This window comes from Streptomyces sp. NPDC001889 (genome assembly GCF_053594535.1).
The window spans coordinates 144,037-162,350 of the sequence record NZ_JBSFER010000002.1 but is presented as its reverse complement, the minus strand read 5'-3'; the positions used below and the strand labels follow the sequence as shown (position 1 = coordinate 162,350).

Below are 18,314 nucleotides of genomic sequence, written 5' to 3'. Positions count from 1 at the left end.
CCACACGACGAGTCCGCGCCGGCGCGGCGCACACGCCCGGGCGCGCCGCGAAACGATGACGTGAGGAGCCCGCCCGCATGGTGACCGCAGGTCCACCGCGCCCCTCCGGCGCGCCCTCGCGCCCCCACACCGTCCCCGCGCCCCGGGGCGGCCGGCCCGGCACCGGCCGCCGGTCCCCCGCGCGGCGGTGGCGGATCACGCCGTACCTCCTCATCGCCCCGACCGTGCTGGCGCTGACCGCGGTCCTCGGCTATCCGCTGGTCGATCTGCTGATGCTGTCGTTCCAGGACATGACCCGCAGAGAGCTGTTCGCCGGCACCGCTCCCCCGTGGGCGGGGCTCCAGCAGTACCGGACCATCGCGGGCGATGGCTTCTTCTGGGAGGTCGTGGCGCGCACCGCGCTCTTCACGGTGGCCGCCTCCGCGGTGACCATGGGCGCGGCGGTGCTGGTGGCCCTGCTGATGCGCCGGGTCTCGCCCTGGGTGCGGCTGACGATGGCCGGGGTGCTGGTGGCGGTCTGGGCGATGCCGGTGATGGTCGCCGCGTCGGTCTTCCGCTGGCTGGTGGACACGGACTACGGGGTCGTCAACTGGCTGCTCGGCCGGCTGCCGGGGCTGGACTTCGCCAAGCACAACTGGTTCGAGGACCCCTGGCAGGGGTTCACGGTGATCGTCGCCGTGGTGGTGTGGGGCGCGCTGCCGTTCGCCGCGATCACCCTCCAGGCCGCGCTCACCCAGGTGCCGCTTGAGCTGGAGGAGGCGGCCCGGGTGGACGGGGCGACGCCCGCGCAGACCTTCCGCCACATCACCTTCCCCGTGATCAAGCCCGCGTTCGTCATGGTCGCGACGCTCACCTCGATCTGGAACTTCGGTGTCTTCAACCAGATCTGGCTGATGCGCTCGGGCCAGCCGGAGCGGGAGTACTACCTCCTGGGCGTCTACTCCTTCATCGAGTCCTTCGCCGTGAACCGCTACAGCACCGGGGCGGCCATCGCGGTGGTCACGGTGGTGCTGCTGCTCGCCGGAGCCGTGTTCCATGTCCGCCAGCTCGTCAGGATGGGAGAGGCCGAGTGAGCACCGCTCCACGTCCCCGGCGCCGGGCCGGCCGCCGATCGCGGCGGGCCGACGCGCTCGGGCTGCTGTTCTGCGCCGTCATGGCCTTCCCCGTCTACTGGATGCTGCTCACCGCCGTGCGGCCCGCGTCGGAGATCCGGCGCGATCCACCGCGCTTCTGGGCATCGGAGCTGACCCTGGACCACTTCCGCCGGGCCGTCGCCTCCGAGACCTTCTGGTCGAGTGTGCGGGCGAGTGTGCTCGTGGGCGCGGCGACCGTGGTGATCTCGCTGCTCATCGGGGTGCTGGCGGCCTACGCGGTGGCGCGCTTCTCCTTCCTGGGCCGGCGGGCCTTCGTCCTGGTGATCCTCTCCGTGCAGATGATCCCGCTGGCCGGGCTGATCATCCCGCTCTATCTGCTGCTCAGCGACGCCGGGCTGACCGACAGTCTGACCGGTGTGGTGGTGACCTACCTGGTCTTCATGCTGCCGTTCACGGTCTGGCTGCTGCGCGGGTTCATCGCCGCGATCCCGGCGGAGCTGGAGGAGGCCGCGATGGTCGACGGCTGCACCCGCTGGGGCGCCTTCCGCCGGGTGCTGCTGCCGCTGCTGGCCCCCGGTCTGGTGGCCACCTCCATCTACTCCCTGGTCCAGGCGTGGAACGAGTACGTCCTCGCCTATGTGCTGCTGTCCAGCAATGACAAGCAGACCGTGAGCATCTGGCTGGTCTCCTTCCAGACCAGCTTCGGCACCGACTACGGCGCGCTGATGGCGGGGGCCACCCTGACCGCCCTGCCCGTCGTCGTCTTCTTCCTGATCGTGCAGCGACGCCTTGCCTCGGGGCTGGCCTCGGGGGCCGTCAAGGGATGACCGCACGAGGCCCGCCCCACCGCCGCCGCACCGGCAGTGGAGCGCCCGCAGGACTGGGCGCGGGGGCACAGCGCACCGCCCCGACGAAACACCGAGAACACCTGGGCCGTCCTGGTCCGGTTCTCTTTACCAGCAGGAGTTCATTTTGACGTTCGACCGTCTTGACCTGGTGTCCAAGCTGTATCAGCCCACCGGCTGGCCCCGCGTGCTCGAAGCGGCCGCGGGTAAACGTTCCTCCGGGCCGCTGGTGGTGGACCTCGATCCGACGACGTTCTGCGATCTCGCCTGCCCCGAGTGCATCAGCGGCAAGCTGCTGAACCAGGGGCGCTTCACCCCCGAACGGCTGGCGGAGCTGGCCGGGGAGATCATAGAAATGGGTGTGCGCGGTGTGGTCCTGATCGGCGGCGGGGAGCCGCTGGCGCACCGGGGCACCCGCAATGTGCTCCGGGTCCTGGGAGAGGCCGGCGTCGCCATCGGCGTGGTCACCAACGGCACCATGATCCAGCAGAATCTGGACGAGCTGGCGGAGTACGCCTCGTGGGTGCGGGTGTCGATGGACGCCGGTACGCGGGAGACCTATGGAATCTTCAGACCTGACCGCAAGGGCCGCAGCGTGTTCGACAAGGTCGTCGGCAATATGAGGCTGCTGGCCGAGGTGAAGAAGGGCGCCCTCGGCTACTCGTTCCTGGTGATGTCGCGCCGGGAGGCGGACGGCCGGGTGGTGAGCAACCACCACGAGGTGCTGGAGGCGGCGCGGCTGGCCCGGGACATCGGCTGCGACTACTTCGAGACCAAGGCGATGTTCGACGACGGCCACCATGTGATCCAGGTGGAGAACGAGATCCTCCAGTCCGTCGACGACCAGCTGGCCGAGGCCGAGGCGTGGGCGGACGGCTCCTTCGAGATCATCAATTCCTCCACCCTGACCTCACTGCGCAACCGGGTGGGCGCGGTCCAGCCGAAGGACTACCACCACTGCAAGGTCGCCGAGCTGCGGACACTGATCACCCCGTCCGGGGTCTATGTCTGCTCCTACCACCGGGGCAACTCCCAGGCGAAGATCGGTGACGCCGTCACCGAGCGGCTCCCGGACATCTGGGCGAACTCGGACCGCAGTGTGATCGATCCGAGCCGGGACTGCCTCTTCCACTGCGCGCGTCACCGCTCCAACCTCGAAATGGACAAGATCGACGCTGAAGCGGTGACACCCGTTCCGGACAACGACTACGACCCGTTCATCTGAGCCGTGAGCTGACCCTTCATCCAGCCGGTGCCCGCGTCCGCCCTCCGGGGGGCCGCAGGCCCGCCGCCGCCCGGGTGGGAATCACCCGGGCGCCGGGGTGAGCCGCGGCCAGGCCCCGCCGCAGCGCGGTGACCGTCTCGTCGAGACCGGCCACCGGGCAGACCCCGACCAGCGCCCCGCCGCCACCGGCCCCGCTCAGCTTGAGCCGCAGCCCGGTGGCGCGCCGGGCCGCCGACCGCAGTTCCTCCAGCAGCGGGGTGGACATCCCCTGGTGGTCCCGCATGGCGGCGTGGGCCCGGTCCATGGCGTCGGCGAGCCCTTCGAGGTCGCCTCCGCCGATCGCCGCCCACGCGTCGGCCGACGCCCGGTCCGCCTCCCCCATGTACGAGGCGAGCGCGGGGTCCCGGCCGGCGAGCTGTGCCCGTACGACCCTGATGTGGTCGCTGGTGTCCTTGCGGGTGGCGGAGTCCACGACGACCACGGCCCACGCGCCGGGGAACACCGCGCGTTCGAGGACCCGGGGCAGCCCGGTGGGCCTGCCGTCCAGCAGCAGGGCACCGCCCTCGATGACGGCCAGATGGTCCATCCCGCCGCCGTTGAAGTGCGCGAACTCGAACTCGTACGCCCACCGCGCCAGGGTGTCCACCGGGATGCCCGGCGGTACGGCCGCCGCTGTGTACGCCTGGAACAGCGCCACGATCAGGGCGGTGGACGAGGACAGCCCGCTGGCGGCGGGGGCGTCGCTGCGGACGGTGACGGCGGGCGGCTCGGGGCCCAGGGCGGGCAGGCGCGCGCGGAGGAACTCCCACACCTGCGCCGGCCAGTCCCCGCCGGCCGGTGCCCCCGTGCCGGGGGCCGTCCCGACCTCGGTGGTCAGATCCAGGGCCAGGCTGACGGATCTGCCGCCCAGCCAGTCGAGGTCCTCGCCGGAGAGACAGGCGCGGCAGGGCACCACCGCGCGAGAGGATTCACCACCGGTGCTCACCGTGCCTGGAACCTTCCCGTGGCGCCGAACTCCCGGAACATCTCCAGCACCACCCCGGTCGGCGGGTGCAGCGGCCGGGGCGGGTCCGCCGGGTCGTGGAACCCCGCCCGTACGACCTCGCCGGGCCCCGGGACCAGCTCGCCGGACCAGGTCCGGGCCAGGAAACAGAGGGCGAAGCAGTGGGTCACATCGCCGTTGGGGTAGGTGAGCGTGTGCACGCCGGGGTCCGAGAGGGAGCCGAAGGGGATCAGATCCGCCCGCTCCACCCGCAGCCCCGTCTCCTCGGCCAGTTCGCGGACGGCGGTGCCGGCGAAGTCGCTGCCCTCCTCGCACGCGCCGGCCGGGAGCTCCCAGACGCCGGTGTCGGCGCGCTGCTGGAAGAGGACCCGGCCGGCCGGGTCCTGGAGCAGTACCTGGGCGCCGGGGACGAGCAGGAGGCGGCTGCCGACCGACTGGCGCAGCGACCAGATGTAGGAGCCGGTGTACGTCATGGGTGTGCGGCCTTCCTCGGTGCCCGGCCGGTCTCCGGCCGTCTGGAGCGAAGGTGTCACGCGGTCTTCTCCGTGAGCCAGTGCGGTACCGCCTCCGGCGTGGCGTTCAGCCAGCGGACATAGCGCTCCACACCCTCGCGCACGGTGATCCCGGGCTTCCAGCGCATCAGTTCGTTCAGCTTCTCGGTGGCCGCGAAGCCGCCCAGCGGGTCGTCGGCGGGCCGGGGGGTGATGATGAACTCGGAGCCGGGGAAGTGCGGGGCGATCAGCTCGCCCACGTCCCGGACGGAGGTGGGGACGCCGCTGCCGACGTTGACGGTCTCGCCGACGACTCCGTCCTCGACCAGCGCGAGGGCGGTGGCCGCGGCTATGTCGTCCACATGGACCAGGTCCCGCACCTGGATGCCGCCGCCGTTGAGCCTCATCGGCAGCCCCACCCGGGCGTGCATGGCCAGCCAGGCGACCATCCAGGAGTGGCTGCCGGGCTTGGGAACCTGCGGGTCGCCGTAGACGGAGAAGTAGCGCAGGATGGCGAACTCGGTGTCCGCGGCTCCGAGCATCAGCCGGGTCTGGTGCTCGGCCCAGAGCTTGGCGTTGGCGTAGACGGAGAGCGGGTGCGGGGGCTGGTCCTCGGCGAACCGCTGGACTCCCTCGGCGCCCGGGACGCCATTGCCGTAGACGGCGGCCGAGGAGACCATGACGAAGCGGCGCACGTTGGCGGCGGCCACCTCCTCCAGCACGGTCTCGGTGCCGTCGTTGTTCGCGCGGAAGGCGATATCCGGCCGCCGCGTACAGGCGGCGACATCGGCGAACGCGGCGGCGTGGACCACGTAATCGGCGTCGGCGACGAGGGCGCGGACCTTCTCCCGGTCGCTGATGTCACCGACGATCAGACGGGTCGCCAGCTTCTCGGCGCCGAAGAGCCGATGGGTGGATTCCGGGTACGCGTCCATCCGGTCCAGGATCGTCACTTCGGCCTGCGCTCCGCTCAGCAGAGCGGTGAGTCTGCTTCCGACCAGCCCCGCTCCGCCGGTCACCACCACCTTGGAGCCACGGAGCCGCTCCAGCCGGGAAGAAACGGAATCACGTGCGCCGGTGCCTTCGTCAGTTGTCTGCACACTCATACGGGCTCCTCCATCGGTGATACGCATGGGGTTTGCGTGCTGCCAGCATGACGATCTTCGTCGGCTGAAACCAGGGTGCCTTTTCGGCGCCCCCGCAGCCGTGAAAGGCCCGACCGCACTGTCCGAAATTCATTGGTAGAGGGAGAACGCATATGCGGAATTTCTCCGTCCGCCAACAACCCGAGCACGGAGGACCTGTGACGCGTTATCGCATCAGCGGAGCGGTGATGACCCACCCGAAGCGGCTGCCCGCCGCCGAGAGGCTCGCCGCTTCGGCTCCGCCCGGAGCGCTGAGGGTCGTCATGGACCCCGACCCGGCCGGCAAGCCGTCGGTGCTGCGCACCGCGCTGGCGGCCTGGTCGTCGATCGAGGAGGGGGCCACCCATCAACTCGTCGTCCAGGACGACATGATCCTCTCCGACTCCTTCTTCGAGCGGGTCGGCGCGGCGGTGGCGGAGCTGCCGCACGCGGCGCTGGCGCTCTTCGCGCTCTGGGACTCGCGCAACGGGGCCGCCGTGCGCCTCGGCGCCATGGCGGGAGCCCGCTGGGTGGGCGCCGTCAACGAGTACTTCCCCTGTGTCGCGATCGTGCTGCCCCGGCGGGTCGCGGAGGGGTTCGTGGCGTACGGCAGGGCACGCCTGGACGCCTGGCCCGACGACATCCTGATGTACCAGTATCTGCGGGCCAACGGGATTCCCGGGTATGTGTCGGTGCCGAGCCTGGCCGAACACGAGGACCACGGCAGCATTTCCGGGAACGCTTTCCGGGGGCCGCGCCGCGCGGTGGCATTCCTGCCCGGCGACCGGCCCGGTGACGAGGGAGCGCGGCTCGAAGGGCTCCGGGTCATTCCCTTCTTCAAGCAGGGGGTCGCGCAGTGCACGGTCCGGGTGGACGGACCGGGGCCCGAAAGGTGGTTGCATCTGGACTGCAGCGACTTTTTGGAAGGTTATGGAATAAATACTGACAGAGTTATCGACAGTCTTAAATCGGCCAATGTCGGTTTGACCGAAGTATATGATCAAGAGGCTGTCAAGGGGACCTGGCTGACCGCTTTCACCATGGGATTCGTCCATCGGCGGGAGGGACGGGGCACCGATCTTTCCCGGACACCCGTCTGCGCCGAGGCGCTGGCCACCATCGGGGCGGGCGGGGTGAGCCACAACCGGGGCGAGGAGCGGATCGCCGAACTCCGCGACGGGCTGGCGCGGCTCGCCCGCGCCGGGGTCGAGGCGGGCCTGGAGGCGGGTGCGGGGCCCGCGCGGCGCGCGGCCCCCGCCGTGACGGCCCCGCGCGTCGGGGTGCTCGGCGGGGCGACCCCGCTGGGCGAGCATGTCGTCCGGCGGCTGACCGACCGGGGGCACACGGTCTCGCTGGTGCGGGGGGCGACGGGGGCGGACCCGGGGGTCGACGCGCTGATCGATCTGCGTCCGCTGCGGCACGGCGCCGGGGACGCGGGGGCGCGGGTCGTGGTCCGGTTCCCGGACCGGGCGGCCGGTGCCGGCGCCGGCGCCGGCCCGCTGTCGTACACCCTGCACACCGGGGACCTGTACGGGCCGGGCTGCTCCCTGGACACACCGATCGGCCGCATGGTGTGGAGTGCGCTGCGCAGCCATCCGGTGGTGGTGGGTGAGCCGGAGGGGGCGCCGCTGTATCCGTTGCACACGGCCGATCTGATCGAGGCGGTGGCACGGGTGCTGCGCACCCCGCCGCCGGAGCGGGAGTTGTTCCTGCCGGAGCGGGAGCCGGTCGGCGAGGGGGAGATGGCGGAGGCGGTGCGGTCGGCGGTGCGGCCGGTGCCGCTGGCCGGCGGACCGGTGGCGCCGGGCGCCCGCCGCCGGGGGCCGGGTCCGGAGATCACGGGGCTTCCCCGCCCGGCGGGGTGGGGGCCGGGGCGCGGGCTGCACCAGGGGCTGCACACCTTTATGCAGTGGCTGGCGTACGAGGGCATCCGCTATGCCGCCGACCCGGCGACGGACCGGACCGGCTGAACGGGCGGTGGCCGTACCGGGACTCGCCGGTACGGCCACCGCGCCACTCCCTGACACGGAGCCCGAACCACCCCAGCCCACCCCAGCCCACCCCAGCCCACCCCAGCCCACCCCAGGCCGGGCACACCTGCCGCCACCGGACAGAACCCCGAACCACCCCGGCCCGTCCGGCGCTTGAGGACGGACCCCCCACCCCAGGAACCGGCACAGAACAAGAACCCCACCAAACGCACCCCACCCCCCGCCCCCGACAGGGCACTCCCCAGCCACGAGCACCAAATCCAGACAGACATCCGATGACTATCGAATAGATCTTCCCCATCCGGAATATTGGTGCACAGACACCACCCCCTCCGCACCACCCGGCCCCACGAGAGGAATGGACATGGACCCCGACCAGTACGAGCCTCCGGTCATGATCGAGACGGGCGAGTTCGCCGAGACCACCATGGGCACCGACTACGGCTGGCCCGAGGGCGGAATCCTCTTCGTCTTCAGACTGCTCTGACCGCCCGGCGCGCGGGCCCGGTGACCAGGCCCGCGCGCCACCCGGGCCGGGCCCGGGCGCGCCTCCGCCTCCCCCGTCTCAGGAGCACCCCATGGACGACCCCGGACCGGAACGGGCCATCCCCGCGGGTGGCCGGTTCGCGGCCTTCCCCGACAGCGCGGGCGGCGCCGCGGACGCGGCCCGGCTCGCCGCCCGGGGCTGCCGCACCCTCTCCCACCCCTCCGGCCGCCCCTGGATCGTGGGGCGGTGGCGGCACAGCGACCTGGTGCACATCGCCGCCGGGCCGCTGCGGCTCGCGGTCATCGGCCTCTGCCCCGTCACCACCACCGAACTCGCCCGCGCCGCCGCCTCGATCACCCGCCCCGAGCAGGTCGCCGCGCTGGCGGGCCGCTGGCCCGGCTCCTTCCACCTCGCCGCCGCCCGCGACGGCTGGGTGTGGGTGCAGGGCGGCGTCGCCGAGGTGCGCCGGGTCTTCCTCGCCCGCACCGGCCGGGGCCCGGTCGCGGCGAGCCACGCCGCCCTCGCGGCCTGGCTGAGCCGGGCACCGGTGGACGAGGGGCGGCTCGCGGTCCGGCTCGCCTCGCCCGCGGCCACCCCTCTGGCCGAACTCACCCCCTGGCGGGGGGTGGACGCCGTGCCCGGCGGCAGCGGGCTCCGGCTCGACCGCGACGGGACCGCGCGGACCGTCCGCTGGTGGCGCCCGCCCGAGGCGACCGCGCCCCTGCGCGAGGGCGCGCCCCTGCTCCGTACCGCCCTGCGGGACGCCGTGGCCACCCGCGTGCCCGAGGGCGCCCCCCTGGGAGCCGACCTCTCCGGCGGACTGGACTCCACCTCCCTGTGCTTCCTGGCGGCCGAGGCCGGTGCCTCGCTGGTCACGGCGACGATCCAGTGGACGGGCGGCGGGAACACGGACGCCGAGTGGGCGCGCCGCGCAGCCGGGCGGCTGCCCCTGCGGGAGCGGTTCGCGTACCGGGGCGACGCACTGCCCCCGTTCTTCTCCCACACCGGCCGGCCGGGGCCCGTGCTCGACGAACCCCTGCTGGTGCGGGATCTGGACCAGCAGGGGCCCTTTCTGCGGGGGATGCTGGGGCACGGTGCCGTGACCCGGCTGAGCGGCCTCGGCGGGGACCATGTGGTCCAGGCCCCGGAGCAGTATCTGTTCGCGCTGGTCCGCCGCCGGCCCGCCACCGCCGCGCGGACCGTGCGCGCCGAGCTGGCCGAGCACCGCTGGCCCACCGTCCGCACCCTGCGGACCCTGCTCGCGCCGCCCTCCCACACCGCGTGGCTCGCCGGGCTCGCCGGCGCCGTCCGTTCCGGTGTCCGGGTGCCCGGGCGGCTCCAGCCCTGGGGCCCGGTCCCGGTCCTGCCGCCGTGGGCGAGTCCCCTCGCCCGCGAGGCGGTCGCGGCCCTGCTGGAGGAGCGGGCGGCGGCCGGGGCCGGGCCGCTGGACCCCCGGCCCGCGCTCCACGCCCGGCTCGCCCTCGCCCGCTCGGCCGGGCGCTCCGCGGGGCTGGTGGAGGAGTTGTACGCGGGGGTGCTGCCCACGCACGCGCCGTTCTGCGACGACGCCGTCGTCGCGGCCTCCCTCGCGGTGCGCCCCGAGGAGAGCGCCGACCCGTTCGCGTACAAACCCCTGCTGACGGCGGCGATGGCCCCCGTCGTCCCCGCCGGGCTGCTGCTGCGCGACACCAAGGACAGCTCCGTCGTCCACTGGTACGAGGGCCTGGAGCACAACCGGGGCGCGCTGGCGGCGCTCGCCGGGGACTCGGCGCTGGCGGCGCTCGGGCTCGTCGACGGGCGGCGGTGGCGCGAGGCGCTGCTCAGCCCCCGGCAGGCGAGCGGCTCCCCGCCCGCGTTCGAGAAGTCCCTCGCGCTGGAGATCTGGCTCCGGGACCGCGTCCGGGGCGCCGACGACCCCTTTCCCCGGCCTCTCGCACTCGACGATCTCCTCACCGTCCATCCCGAAGACCTCCGATCTCTTGCCCTTGAGGAGCGGACATGACGCTGCGGCTGCGCGACGATGTGTCGATGGTGCGGACCGACACCGCCCTGGTCGTGCTGGACGAGCGGAACGGCCGTTACTGGCAGCTCAATCCCACCGCGGCCGACATCCTGGACGATCTGCTGGCGGGGTGCGGCGACGCGCTGGCCGCCGAACGGCTGGCGCGGCGCTGCGGGATCGGCCCGGAGCGCGCGCGGGAGGATGTCGCCCGGCTCCTCGCCACCCTGGTGGACTCGGGGGTGACGGCGCCGTGAGCCAGGTCGCCGCCACGGCGTCCCGGCCGTCACCGTCCCGCCGGATTCCCGCCCTGCTCTGCGTGTTCGCCGCGCGGCTGCTCGCCCGGGCGAGCCCGCGCCGAATCCGCCGTGTCCTGGAGCTGCTGCGGACGGGCGCCCGGCCCGCGAGCCACGCCGGGACGGCGGCGGCCCGCGACGACATCACCGGCAGCAGCACCCTCTGCCGGGGCCGCCGCCACTGTCTGCGCCGGTCGCTGGCGGTCGCGCTGCTGTGCCGTCTCCGGGGCACCTGGCCCACCTGGTGCACCGGGGTCCGGACAGCGCCGTTCGCCGCCCACGCCTGGGTGGAGGCGGAGGGCCGCCCGGTCGGCGAGGAGGGGGACGACCGGCTCTACCACACCATCATGTCGGTGGGTCCGAGCAGCCCCGCGCGGTGACCGCGTCCCCCCACCGGGCGCGCGGGCCCCGAGACAGCGCCCGGCGCGCGCCCGTGCGCTGTTCCGCGCCGTAAAACGTAAGAATTGTCTCGCCGGTCCCTCCGGGCGGCGCAAAACATTCGCCCCGGTGGCCCCTCGGGCCCCTCCTTTGCTCCCGGAACCCCGGAACGAATTGACACACTGTCGACAACGCGCCTGTCGCACGCGCCGCACGCCCCGGTGAGCAAAGGAACCACGCCGGAAACCGGGCCGTCCGGAAACGGCCCACCGTCACGAACCCCCCGGTCAACTGCCCTTTCCCGCACCGGCGCGGGCCGTCGGAGGCTGATCTACGCTGCGCACGCGGCGCACGGGATCGCGCTGCTCCCTCTCACTCAACCGGGAGACACCATGACGCTCAGAGACATGACCACCTCCTTCGATCCGGACGCTCTGGACCTCGGTGACATCACCGTCACCGCGATGCGCGACACGGCGGGGATCGGTGAATCCACCTACTCCCTCGCCTCGTCCTCGTCGACGTCCTGTATGGGATGCAGCGGCTGCGGCGCGTGCAGCGTGCAGAACCCGCGCGTGACCGAGATGTCCTGACCCCCGCACGGTGAGGGCTTCCGCGGCTTCGGCTCCCCGCTCCGCGGGCGCCGCGGGAGCCCCGCACCGCGCCGGTCCGCCCCTCGCACACGCCGTCGACTGGATCGAAGTGAAACCGCTCCTCCCGGAACGTCAGACGCGGCCGGCGCCCACGCCCCGGGCCGGCACCGAACAGCCCGCCCCCGCCCCGCGGCTCGCCCCCGGCGCGCTGATCCGCACCACCCTGCTGAGCCTGCCCGCCGAGACCCGCCCAGCCGGTGCCTTCCGCGCCGCCCTGGCGGAGCTGACCGCGCTGGAGGAGGAACTCACGGCGCGCGCTCCCGCCCTCGGCGACGCGCTGTACGCGAGCCGGGCGGGCCACGGCGCGGAGTTCCACCGCGAGGTGGTGCTGCCGCTGCGCCGCGCGGTGCACAACGGGCGCGACCCGAGGCCCGCCCTCCTCGGCCGGCTCGGCGATCTGCCCGGACGGGTGCCGGGGCTGCCCGGGTGGCTCGGCGCGCGGAGGCGGAGGAGTGAGCTGCTGACCGCGCTGGAGGCCGGGACCGCGCCCGCCCTCACGGCCGGGCGCGCGGCGCTCGCCGGGCTGTGCCGGGAGCCCGCGTTCACCCGGGCCGTGGCGTTCGGCAGCGCCGATCTGCTGCGCGCGGTGGTGCGGGCCGGGGAGGGCCGGGACGACCGCGGGGCCCGCAAGGAGGAGGCGGGCGTGCTCCGGCACGCGATGCGCGCCGCCGCCCGGACGACCCCGCTCTCCTGGTTCACCGCCGTCGGCTGGGGTGAACTGCCGCCCCCTGCCGCTGGAACACGGCGGCCCTGGAGCGGCGCCGGGGTGCCGCTCGAATCGGCCGGAGCCGTCGTCCGCGTCAACCGGACCCTGGTGGACACCCTGATGGCGGCGCTCCTGGCCGACCGGGAACGCCGTGCGGGTCTGCCCCACCGCATGTGCAGCAGCCCGCGGCTCTCGGACGGCCGGGCGGCCTTCGCCCGCTCCCGTACCGCCTTCGTCTCCGCGCGCTTCGTGTCGGTGGAGGACGACGAGGTCGCCCTCGCCGCCGGGGAGCCGCTGCTCCGCCTCGCCGCACTGTGCGCCGGAGCCGGCGGGCCCGGCGGTCTCGACGCGCTCGCGCGGGCGCTCGCCGGACCCGGCGAGCAGGACGCCGCGCTCGCCTTTCTCGGGCGGGTGTGCGAGGCCGGGCTGCTCGTCCCCGTGGAGCCGGTCGGCCCGCACGACCCGGACCCGCTGACAGGGCTGGCGACCTGGCTCCGGGAGGGGACCGGTTCCCCCGGGGACCGGGAGCTGGCCGGCCGTATCGACTCCCTCGCCGCGGACACGCGCGCGTTCGGCACGGCGGAGCCCGCGCGCCGCACCGCCGTCCTCACCGGCCTCCGGGAGCGCTGGGGCGCCCTCCTCGGCGAGGTCGGCCGCCCGGTGGGCGACGGCGCGGACCGGCTCACGGTGCTGAGCGAGGACGTGGTTCTCGGGGAGCCGGTCCGGCTGGACGGCTTCCTCGACGACGGTGATCACCAGGCCCTGGCGGAACTGGCGGCGCTGACCGAGCTGTTCGACCTCGGCCCCGTGGTGCGCCGCTGCGTCCGGGACAGCTTCGTCGCCCGCTACGGACCCGGCGGTGTCTGCCCCCACGTCTGGGACTTCGGTGCCGCCGCCCACGAGACCTGGCAGCGGGCCACCCGGCTCATCGCCGCCGGTGACCCGCGGGCCGAGCCGCCCGGCTCCCCGGCGGCGGACGGCGCCGGCCGGCTCACCGCCCTCCGCTCCGAGCTGGTCGCCGCCGTCCGCCGGGACCACGCGGAGAGCGGCGGCGCGGATGTGGTCCTGCCCGGCGGGCTGGTCACGGACCTCGTCCACCGGCTGCCGCCGTGGGCGACCCGGCGCCCGGTGTCGTACTCCCTCTTCCTCCAGCGCGGCCACGGCGGACTGCTCTGCGTGAACCAGGTGTACGGCGGGTGGGGCCGCTTCTCCAGCAGATTCCTGGAATCCCTGCCCCCGGCGGCGGCACGCGGGACGGCGGACGCGGTCCTCGGGGCGCTCGCGCCCGGCGCGCGGGTCGCCCAGCTCCGGCCGGTCAGCGGCTTCAACGCGAATCTGCACCCCCTCTTCGTACCGGAGGAGATCGGGCCCGACCGCTCGTACGCCTCGCTCGGCGCGGACGATGTGGAGCTGGTCCACGATGTGCGCGACGACGAGGTGCGGGTCCGGCTGAAGGCCACCGGCGAGCCCGTCGACGTGCTGTACGCGGGGGTGCTCGCTCCGCTGCTGCTCCCGCCCCGGCTCGCGCCGCTGCTCACCGACCACGCGCACGGCACCACCGACTTCAGCGCCCTGGCACCGCGCCGGATCAGCGCCGTGCCCGGCGGCGAACTGGTGCGCACCCCCCGGGTGCGCCACCGCCATCTGGTGCTGCGCCGGCGCCGGTGGGAACTGGCGGGCGGCAGCGTCGCCGCGCTCCGGGCGGAGCTGGCGGCCGAGGGCGGGGTCCCGGTGGCGGCGGTGGCCCGGTGGCGGGCCCTGGCCGGCCTCCCCGACCAGGTCTTTCTGCACGCCGCCCCGCCGCCCCGGGGCGAGCGGGTCACGGAGGACTTCCTGCACGCGCTGGACCTCCCCAAACCGCAGTTCGTCGATCTGGGCGACGCCCTCCATCTGCGCTCGCTGGGGAAGTGGCTGGCCCGGCACCCGGGCGGCGCGGTCCTGGAGGAGGCGCTGCCGGCGCCCGGCACGGCGGGGGCGGGCCCGGCGGTCGAGCTGGTCGTGGAGACCTACCGCGCCGGACGGCCCCGGGTCCGCCGGAACGACGAATCGAGGGACCGGACATGACTGTTCGTCAGGAAGCGCCGCACGCGGCCGAGGACGCGCCGGTCGCACCGGTCGTACCGGTCGCGCCGGTCGCACCGGACGCACCGGACGCACCGGAAGAGGACCTGGGCGCGCCGGGGGGCGGGCCGGACGCACCGGACTCCCTGGACTCCCTGTGCCGGTGGCGGCTGCGCCCGGGGGTGGCGGCGACCGTGCTCGGGGAGGGGGTGCATCTGCGGGGCTGGATCACCAGTGTCTCGCTGGAGGGCAGCCCGGCGCTCCCCGCGCTGTGGGAGCAGTTGGCCGACGCCCTCGCGACGGACGGGGGCGCGGCCCTGGCGGGCGCGGTACCCGCCGGTTCACGGCTCCGGGCGGCCCTGGTCCAGCTGATCGACCGGCTCCGTGAACACGACTTCCTCGTCGAGCGGGACATCCCCGGCGGACCGGCCGGACCGTGGCTCGGCACGGTCGCCGACCGGCCCGCCGAAGCGGCGGCGCTCCTCGCCCGGACCCGGACGCGGGTGCTCGGCCCCCACCCCGGGGGCGCGCTCGCCCGGGCCGCGGGACGGGCGCTGGAGCGGACCGGTGCCGGGGCGGAGCGGCTCCGGGAGGCCGGTCTGCCCGCCGGGCGGATTCTGCTGGTGGCGTCGGTGCCCGGCGGACCGGACCGGGCGGTGGCGGCGGAGGTGGTCGCGGGCTCCGGGTTCGTCACGCCCGTGGGCAGCCCGGCCCAGGCGCGGGCGGACGCGGAGGCGCTGGCCGAGCGGCTGGGACGGCGGGCGGCCACGGCCCCCGGCTCCGGGGAGCACCCGGCGCTGACCGCGCTGGTGGCCTCGGCGGCGGCGCAGCGGCTGCTGTGCGCCGCCGCGGGGCTGCGCGACCCGTCGGCCGAGGCCGGGGACGCCCGGCTGCTGCCGGGCCGGCCGGCGGTGCTCGTCGCGGCGGACCGGCCGCTGCGGGGCGAGTACCGGACCTGGCTGGGCCCCGCTCTGCTGGACGCCGACCGGGTGGCACCCGGCGCGGTCCCCGCCACCCTGGCCGACGCGCTCGCCCGGATTCCCGTGCTCGGCGACGCCGAGGTGGGGGTGGTGGACGCGCCGGACCCCGGCGCCCTGCCGCAACTGCCCGTCGCCCTGGTCCGGTGCGCGGCGCCGGGCGGCGCGCTGCTCTCCGGGGCGGCGCGGGCGGACCTCGCCCGGCTGGAGGCGGTGTGCCGCGCCGCCGAACTCCACCTCGGGGGCGAGCGGCCGGGCCCGGCCGTGGGGGTGAACCCGGAGCACGCCCGGGGGCGCGCGCTGCGGCGGGCGGTCCCCCTGGACGGCGGCCCCTTCGCTGTCGTCGGCGCGCCGGTGGACACGCTCCATGCGCAGGCCCGCCACTGGTGGTCGGTCCTGGTCCGGCGGCTCGGTGTGGACGCGGAGCTGGAGGTCTCCCGTACCGGCTCCGGCGCCGGTGTGTTCCGTGCCGTGGTGCGCGGGCGCGCGGCCGGGGTCGGCTCTGTTGCCGTCCTCGGGGCGGCGGTGGAGGCGACGGCGGACGACGCGGTGGCCTATGCCGCGCTGTCGGCGGTGGTGCGGGTACGGGCCGGCGGACCGGCGCGGGCGGAGGCGGGCACGCGGGCACTGCTCGGCGGGCGGGTACAGGAGCACCGGTATCTCGCCCTGCCCAGCGGCGCGACGGCCGTGCTCGCCGCCGGTGCGGACCCGGCTCCCTGGGAGGACGGCGGCTGGACGGCGGTCTGGCTCGGGGAGACCGCCGGCCGGGAGCGGGCGTTCCAGCAGGCGCTGGCCGGACTGACCGGCGCGTCCCCGCGTCCCTGGGAGCCCGCCGGCGGCGCGTCCGCGCACGCGCACGCGCTCCGGTCCGCGCTGCGGCAGTGCGGGTTCTCGGTCCTGACCACGGAGCCCGCGTCCGGCCCCGACCTCGATCCCGGCTCCGGCCCCACGGAAGGACTCCGATGACCTCAGCGGCTCCGCTGCGGGACGCCCTGGCCGAACGGCAGCCCGTGGTACTCGACGCGCCACAGGCCCTGCGTCTCACCGGGGGCGGCGCCGTCGTGGTGCTCGACGAGTGGAGTCTCGCCACGGCGGCGGAGCTGTCCCGCCACGCGCTGGGGCATCCGGTGACCCTCGTCCCGGTCCGCTGCGACGGAGCGCTCGCGGTGGTCGGGCCCGTGCTGCGGCCCGGCGCGCGGGGGTGTCTGTCGTGCGGCGAGTACCGGCGGCTCGCGACCATCGGCGGCCGGGTGCCCTGGCACAGCCCGGGGCTGCGGCTCACGGGCCGTCCGTCGCCCGCGTTCCTCGACGCGGTCGGTGTGCTGGCCACCGAGCTGCTCGCCACCGGGACCCCCGCCGCCCACGGGAGCGGCGCCCCCGACGGCTCCCGGGGCCAGGACCCGGACCCCGGCGCGGTCGTCCATGTCGTCCACAGCGGCCGGGCCACCTGGTCGACACACCTCCTCCGGCCCGTCGGGGGCTGTGCGGTGTGTCTGCCGCTGCCGCCCGACGGGCCGGAGGCCGCCGAGACCGCCATCGGCCCGGCCGCGCGCCGGGCACCGGGACCGGCGCACGATCCGGCGTCGCTGCGCGCGCCCAACGCCCGCACCCACACGGCCGGTCTGACGTCGGAGCTGCTGGACGAGCGGTTCGGGCCGGTCAACCAGCTCCTGCGCACCGAGGAGTCCGTCTCCAGCCTCACCAGCGCGTATGTCACCTACGGCCGCCCGCACGGGCGCGACGGCGGCTACGGCCGGAGCACCGACTTCGACAGCAGCGAGCGCGTCGCCCTGTTCGAGGCGGCCGAGCGGCTCGCGTCCATGAGCCCGATCGGGCGGCGGACGGTGCTCCGCGCCCCGTACGCCGAACTCGGGCCCGCGCGGGCGGTGGACCCGGTGCGGCTCGGGCTGCCCGATCCCGCCCACCACGGCCACCCGGCCTCCGCGACGGTCCCCTACACACCCGCGCTGCCCCTGGACTGGGTGCACGGCTGGTCCCTGACCCGGGAACGGCCCCTGGCGGTGCCCGAGCACGTCGCCTACTGGGACCCGAGCCCCGGCCGGCCCCGTGTGGTGTACGAGTGCTCCAACGGCTGCGGTCTGGGCAACAGCCCGCAGGAGGCGGCGCTGTACGGCCTGTTCGAGGTCGCCGAGCGGGACGCGTTCCTGATGGCCTGGTACGCGCGCACCCCGCTGCGCCGGGTCGCCCCGCCCGCCGACGATCCGGAGGTGCTCCATCTGACCGACCGGGCGGCGCTGGCCGGCTACCGGATCACCCTGTTCGACGCCACCAACGACCTGGGGGTGCCCGTGGTGATCGCCGTCGCCCTCCACCGGGGCGAACCCGCCGCGGCGCCGCAGGCGTTCGTCGCCGCCGGAGGGCACCACGATCCGCGCTCGGCCATCCGCTCGGCCGTCTCCGAGGTCGTCACCAATGTGGTCAACGCCGTGCACCGGCACCGTGCCGAGCCGGGGCTCTACGACCGGCGGCGGCTGCTGACCCTGCTGGAGCGGCCCGAGCTGGTCACCACGCTCTCCGACCATGTGGCCGTGAACACCCTCCCCGAGGCGCGCTCCCGGCTGGACTTCCTCCACGGCGACGGGGCGGAGGCCGACTGGCGCGAGCTCTGGCCCGGTGCGCCCGCACCGGTGCCGGATCTCACCGCGCTCCTGGAACGAACGGTGGCCCGGCTGGCCGGGCTGGGGCTCGAGGTGGTCGTCGTCCCCCAGGACGAGCCCGGGGTGCGGGACCGGCTCGGGCTCAGCACCGTCAAGGTCGTCGTCCCCGGCTCGCTGCCCATGACCTTCGGGCATGTCAACCGGCGCACCCGCGGGCTCCCCCGGCTTCTGGAGGTGCCCTTCCGGCTGGGCCGGGCGGACCGGGTTCTCGGCCACGGCGAACTGTCGCCGCACCCGCACCCGTTCCCCTGACCCCGCCGCCGCACCGCCCATATCTCCCTCCCCCACCCTCAGCACCCCGAGCGA

Annotated in this window: 15 protein-coding genes; 12 read left to right on the top strand and 3 right to left on the bottom strand. The window is 74.9% G+C overall.

Features of this window, described 5'->3' with window-relative positions; translation table 11 throughout:
- The first annotated feature begins 77 nt into the window (after positions 1–77).
- The 3 genes from ACWCRA_RS02605 (at position 78) to ACWCRA_RS02595 (ending at position 3,164) form a co-directional block, all read left to right on the top strand.
- Positions 78–1,073 carry a carbohydrate ABC transporter permease gene (locus tag ACWCRA_RS02605; protein WP_451066689.1) on the top strand — a complete coding sequence of 332 codons (996 nt, stop codon included), beginning with the start codon at positions 78–80 and terminating at the stop codon, positions 1,071–1,073.
- Positions 1,070–1,921, top strand: coding sequence for a carbohydrate ABC transporter permease (locus tag ACWCRA_RS02600; protein WP_351548356.1), 852 nt, complete (start codon positions 1,070–1,072; stop codon positions 1,919–1,921). The genes ACWCRA_RS02605 and ACWCRA_RS02600 overlap by 4 nt, the downstream gene beginning before the upstream one ends.
- A 145-nt stretch (positions 1,922–2,066) precedes the next feature.
- On the top strand, positions 2,067–3,164 hold the full coding sequence (locus ACWCRA_RS02595) for a radical SAM protein (RefSeq protein WP_351548354.1): 1,098 nt from the start codon (positions 2,067–2,069) through the stop codon (positions 3,162–3,164).
- Between the two features lie 16 nt (positions 3,165–3,180).
- On the opposite strand, the gene ACWCRA_RS02590 is transcribed toward ACWCRA_RS02595, so the two are convergent.
- Genes ACWCRA_RS02590 through ACWCRA_RS02580 form a run of 3 tightly spaced genes read right to left on the bottom strand, consistent with a single transcriptional unit; the run spans position 3,181 to position 5,764 of the window.
- Positions 3,181–4,149, bottom strand: a complete 969-nt coding sequence (locus ACWCRA_RS02590; RefSeq protein WP_451066688.1) for a mevalonate kinase family protein — start codon at positions 4,147–4,149, stop codon at positions 3,181–3,183.
- A complete protein-coding gene (locus ACWCRA_RS02585) occupies positions 4,146–4,700 on the bottom strand; it encodes an NUDIX domain-containing protein (protein ID WP_351548349.1) in 555 nt (184 codons plus the stop codon). The genes ACWCRA_RS02590 and ACWCRA_RS02585 overlap by 4 nt, the downstream gene beginning before the upstream one ends.
- The gene (locus ACWCRA_RS02580; RefSeq protein WP_351548346.1) at positions 4,697–5,764 is read right to left on the bottom strand and encodes an NAD-dependent epimerase/dehydratase family protein; all 1,068 of its coding nucleotides are present in this window, start codon (positions 5,762–5,764) and stop codon (positions 4,697–4,699) included. Before ACWCRA_RS02580 ends, ACWCRA_RS02585 begins: the two co-directional genes overlap by 4 nt.
- 197 nt (positions 5,765–5,961) lie before the next feature.
- On the opposite strand from ACWCRA_RS02580, the gene ACWCRA_RS02575 reads away from it, so the two are divergent.
- The 9 genes from ACWCRA_RS02575 to ACWCRA_RS02535 all read left to right on the top strand — a co-directional run bounded on the left by ACWCRA_RS02575 (position 5,962) and on the right by ACWCRA_RS02535 (position 18,260).
- Positions 5,962–7,752 carry a hypothetical protein gene (locus ACWCRA_RS02575; RefSeq protein WP_451066687.1) on the top strand — a complete coding sequence of 597 codons (1,791 nt, stop codon included), beginning with the start codon at positions 5,962–5,964 and terminating at the stop codon, positions 7,750–7,752.
- A 385-nt stretch (positions 7,753–8,137) separates the two neighbouring features.
- Positions 8,138–8,260 (top strand): lasso RiPP family leader peptide-containing protein, encoded by a 123-nt coding sequence (locus ACWCRA_RS02570; protein WP_351548340.1) that lies wholly within the window; start codon positions 8,138–8,140, stop codon positions 8,258–8,260.
- A 91-nt stretch (positions 8,261–8,351) separates the two neighbouring features.
- Complete coding sequence (locus ACWCRA_RS02565; protein ID WP_451066686.1) at positions 8,352–10,262, top strand: asparagine synthase-related protein; 1,911 nt, start codon at positions 8,352–8,354, stop codon at positions 10,260–10,262.
- Positions 10,259–10,516 (top strand): lasso peptide biosynthesis PqqD family chaperone, encoded by a 258-nt coding sequence (locus ACWCRA_RS02560; RefSeq protein ID WP_351548335.1) that lies wholly within the window; start codon positions 10,259–10,261, stop codon positions 10,514–10,516. Before ACWCRA_RS02565 ends, ACWCRA_RS02560 begins: the two co-directional genes overlap by 4 nt.
- Positions 10,513–10,935 (top strand): lasso peptide biosynthesis B2 protein, encoded by a 423-nt coding sequence (locus ACWCRA_RS02555; protein WP_351548332.1) that lies wholly within the window; start codon positions 10,513–10,515, stop codon positions 10,933–10,935. Before ACWCRA_RS02560 ends, ACWCRA_RS02555 begins: the two co-directional genes overlap by 4 nt.
- A gap of 390 nt (positions 10,936–11,325) precedes the next feature.
- Positions 11,326–11,526, top strand: a complete 201-nt coding sequence (locus tag ACWCRA_RS02550) for a thiazolylpeptide-type bacteriocin (protein WP_351548329.1) — start codon at positions 11,326–11,328, stop codon at positions 11,524–11,526.
- Positions 11,527–11,635: 109 nt separating this feature from the next.
- Positions 11,636–14,356, top strand: coding sequence for a lantibiotic dehydratase (locus ACWCRA_RS02545; protein WP_451066685.1), 2,721 nt, complete (start codon positions 11,636–11,638; stop codon positions 14,354–14,356).
- Positions 14,353–16,296: a hypothetical protein gene (locus tag ACWCRA_RS02540; protein WP_451066684.1), complete on the top strand. Its 1,944-nt coding sequence runs from the start codon at positions 14,353–14,355 to the stop codon at positions 16,294–16,296. Before ACWCRA_RS02545 ends, ACWCRA_RS02540 begins: the two co-directional genes overlap by 4 nt.
- Positions 16,293–18,260 (top strand): TOMM precursor leader peptide-binding protein, encoded by a 1,968-nt coding sequence (locus ACWCRA_RS02535; protein WP_451066683.1) that lies wholly within the window; start codon positions 16,293–16,295, stop codon positions 18,258–18,260. Before ACWCRA_RS02540 ends, ACWCRA_RS02535 begins: the two co-directional genes overlap by 4 nt.
- The last annotated feature ends 54 nt before the right edge of the window (positions 18,261–18,314 follow it).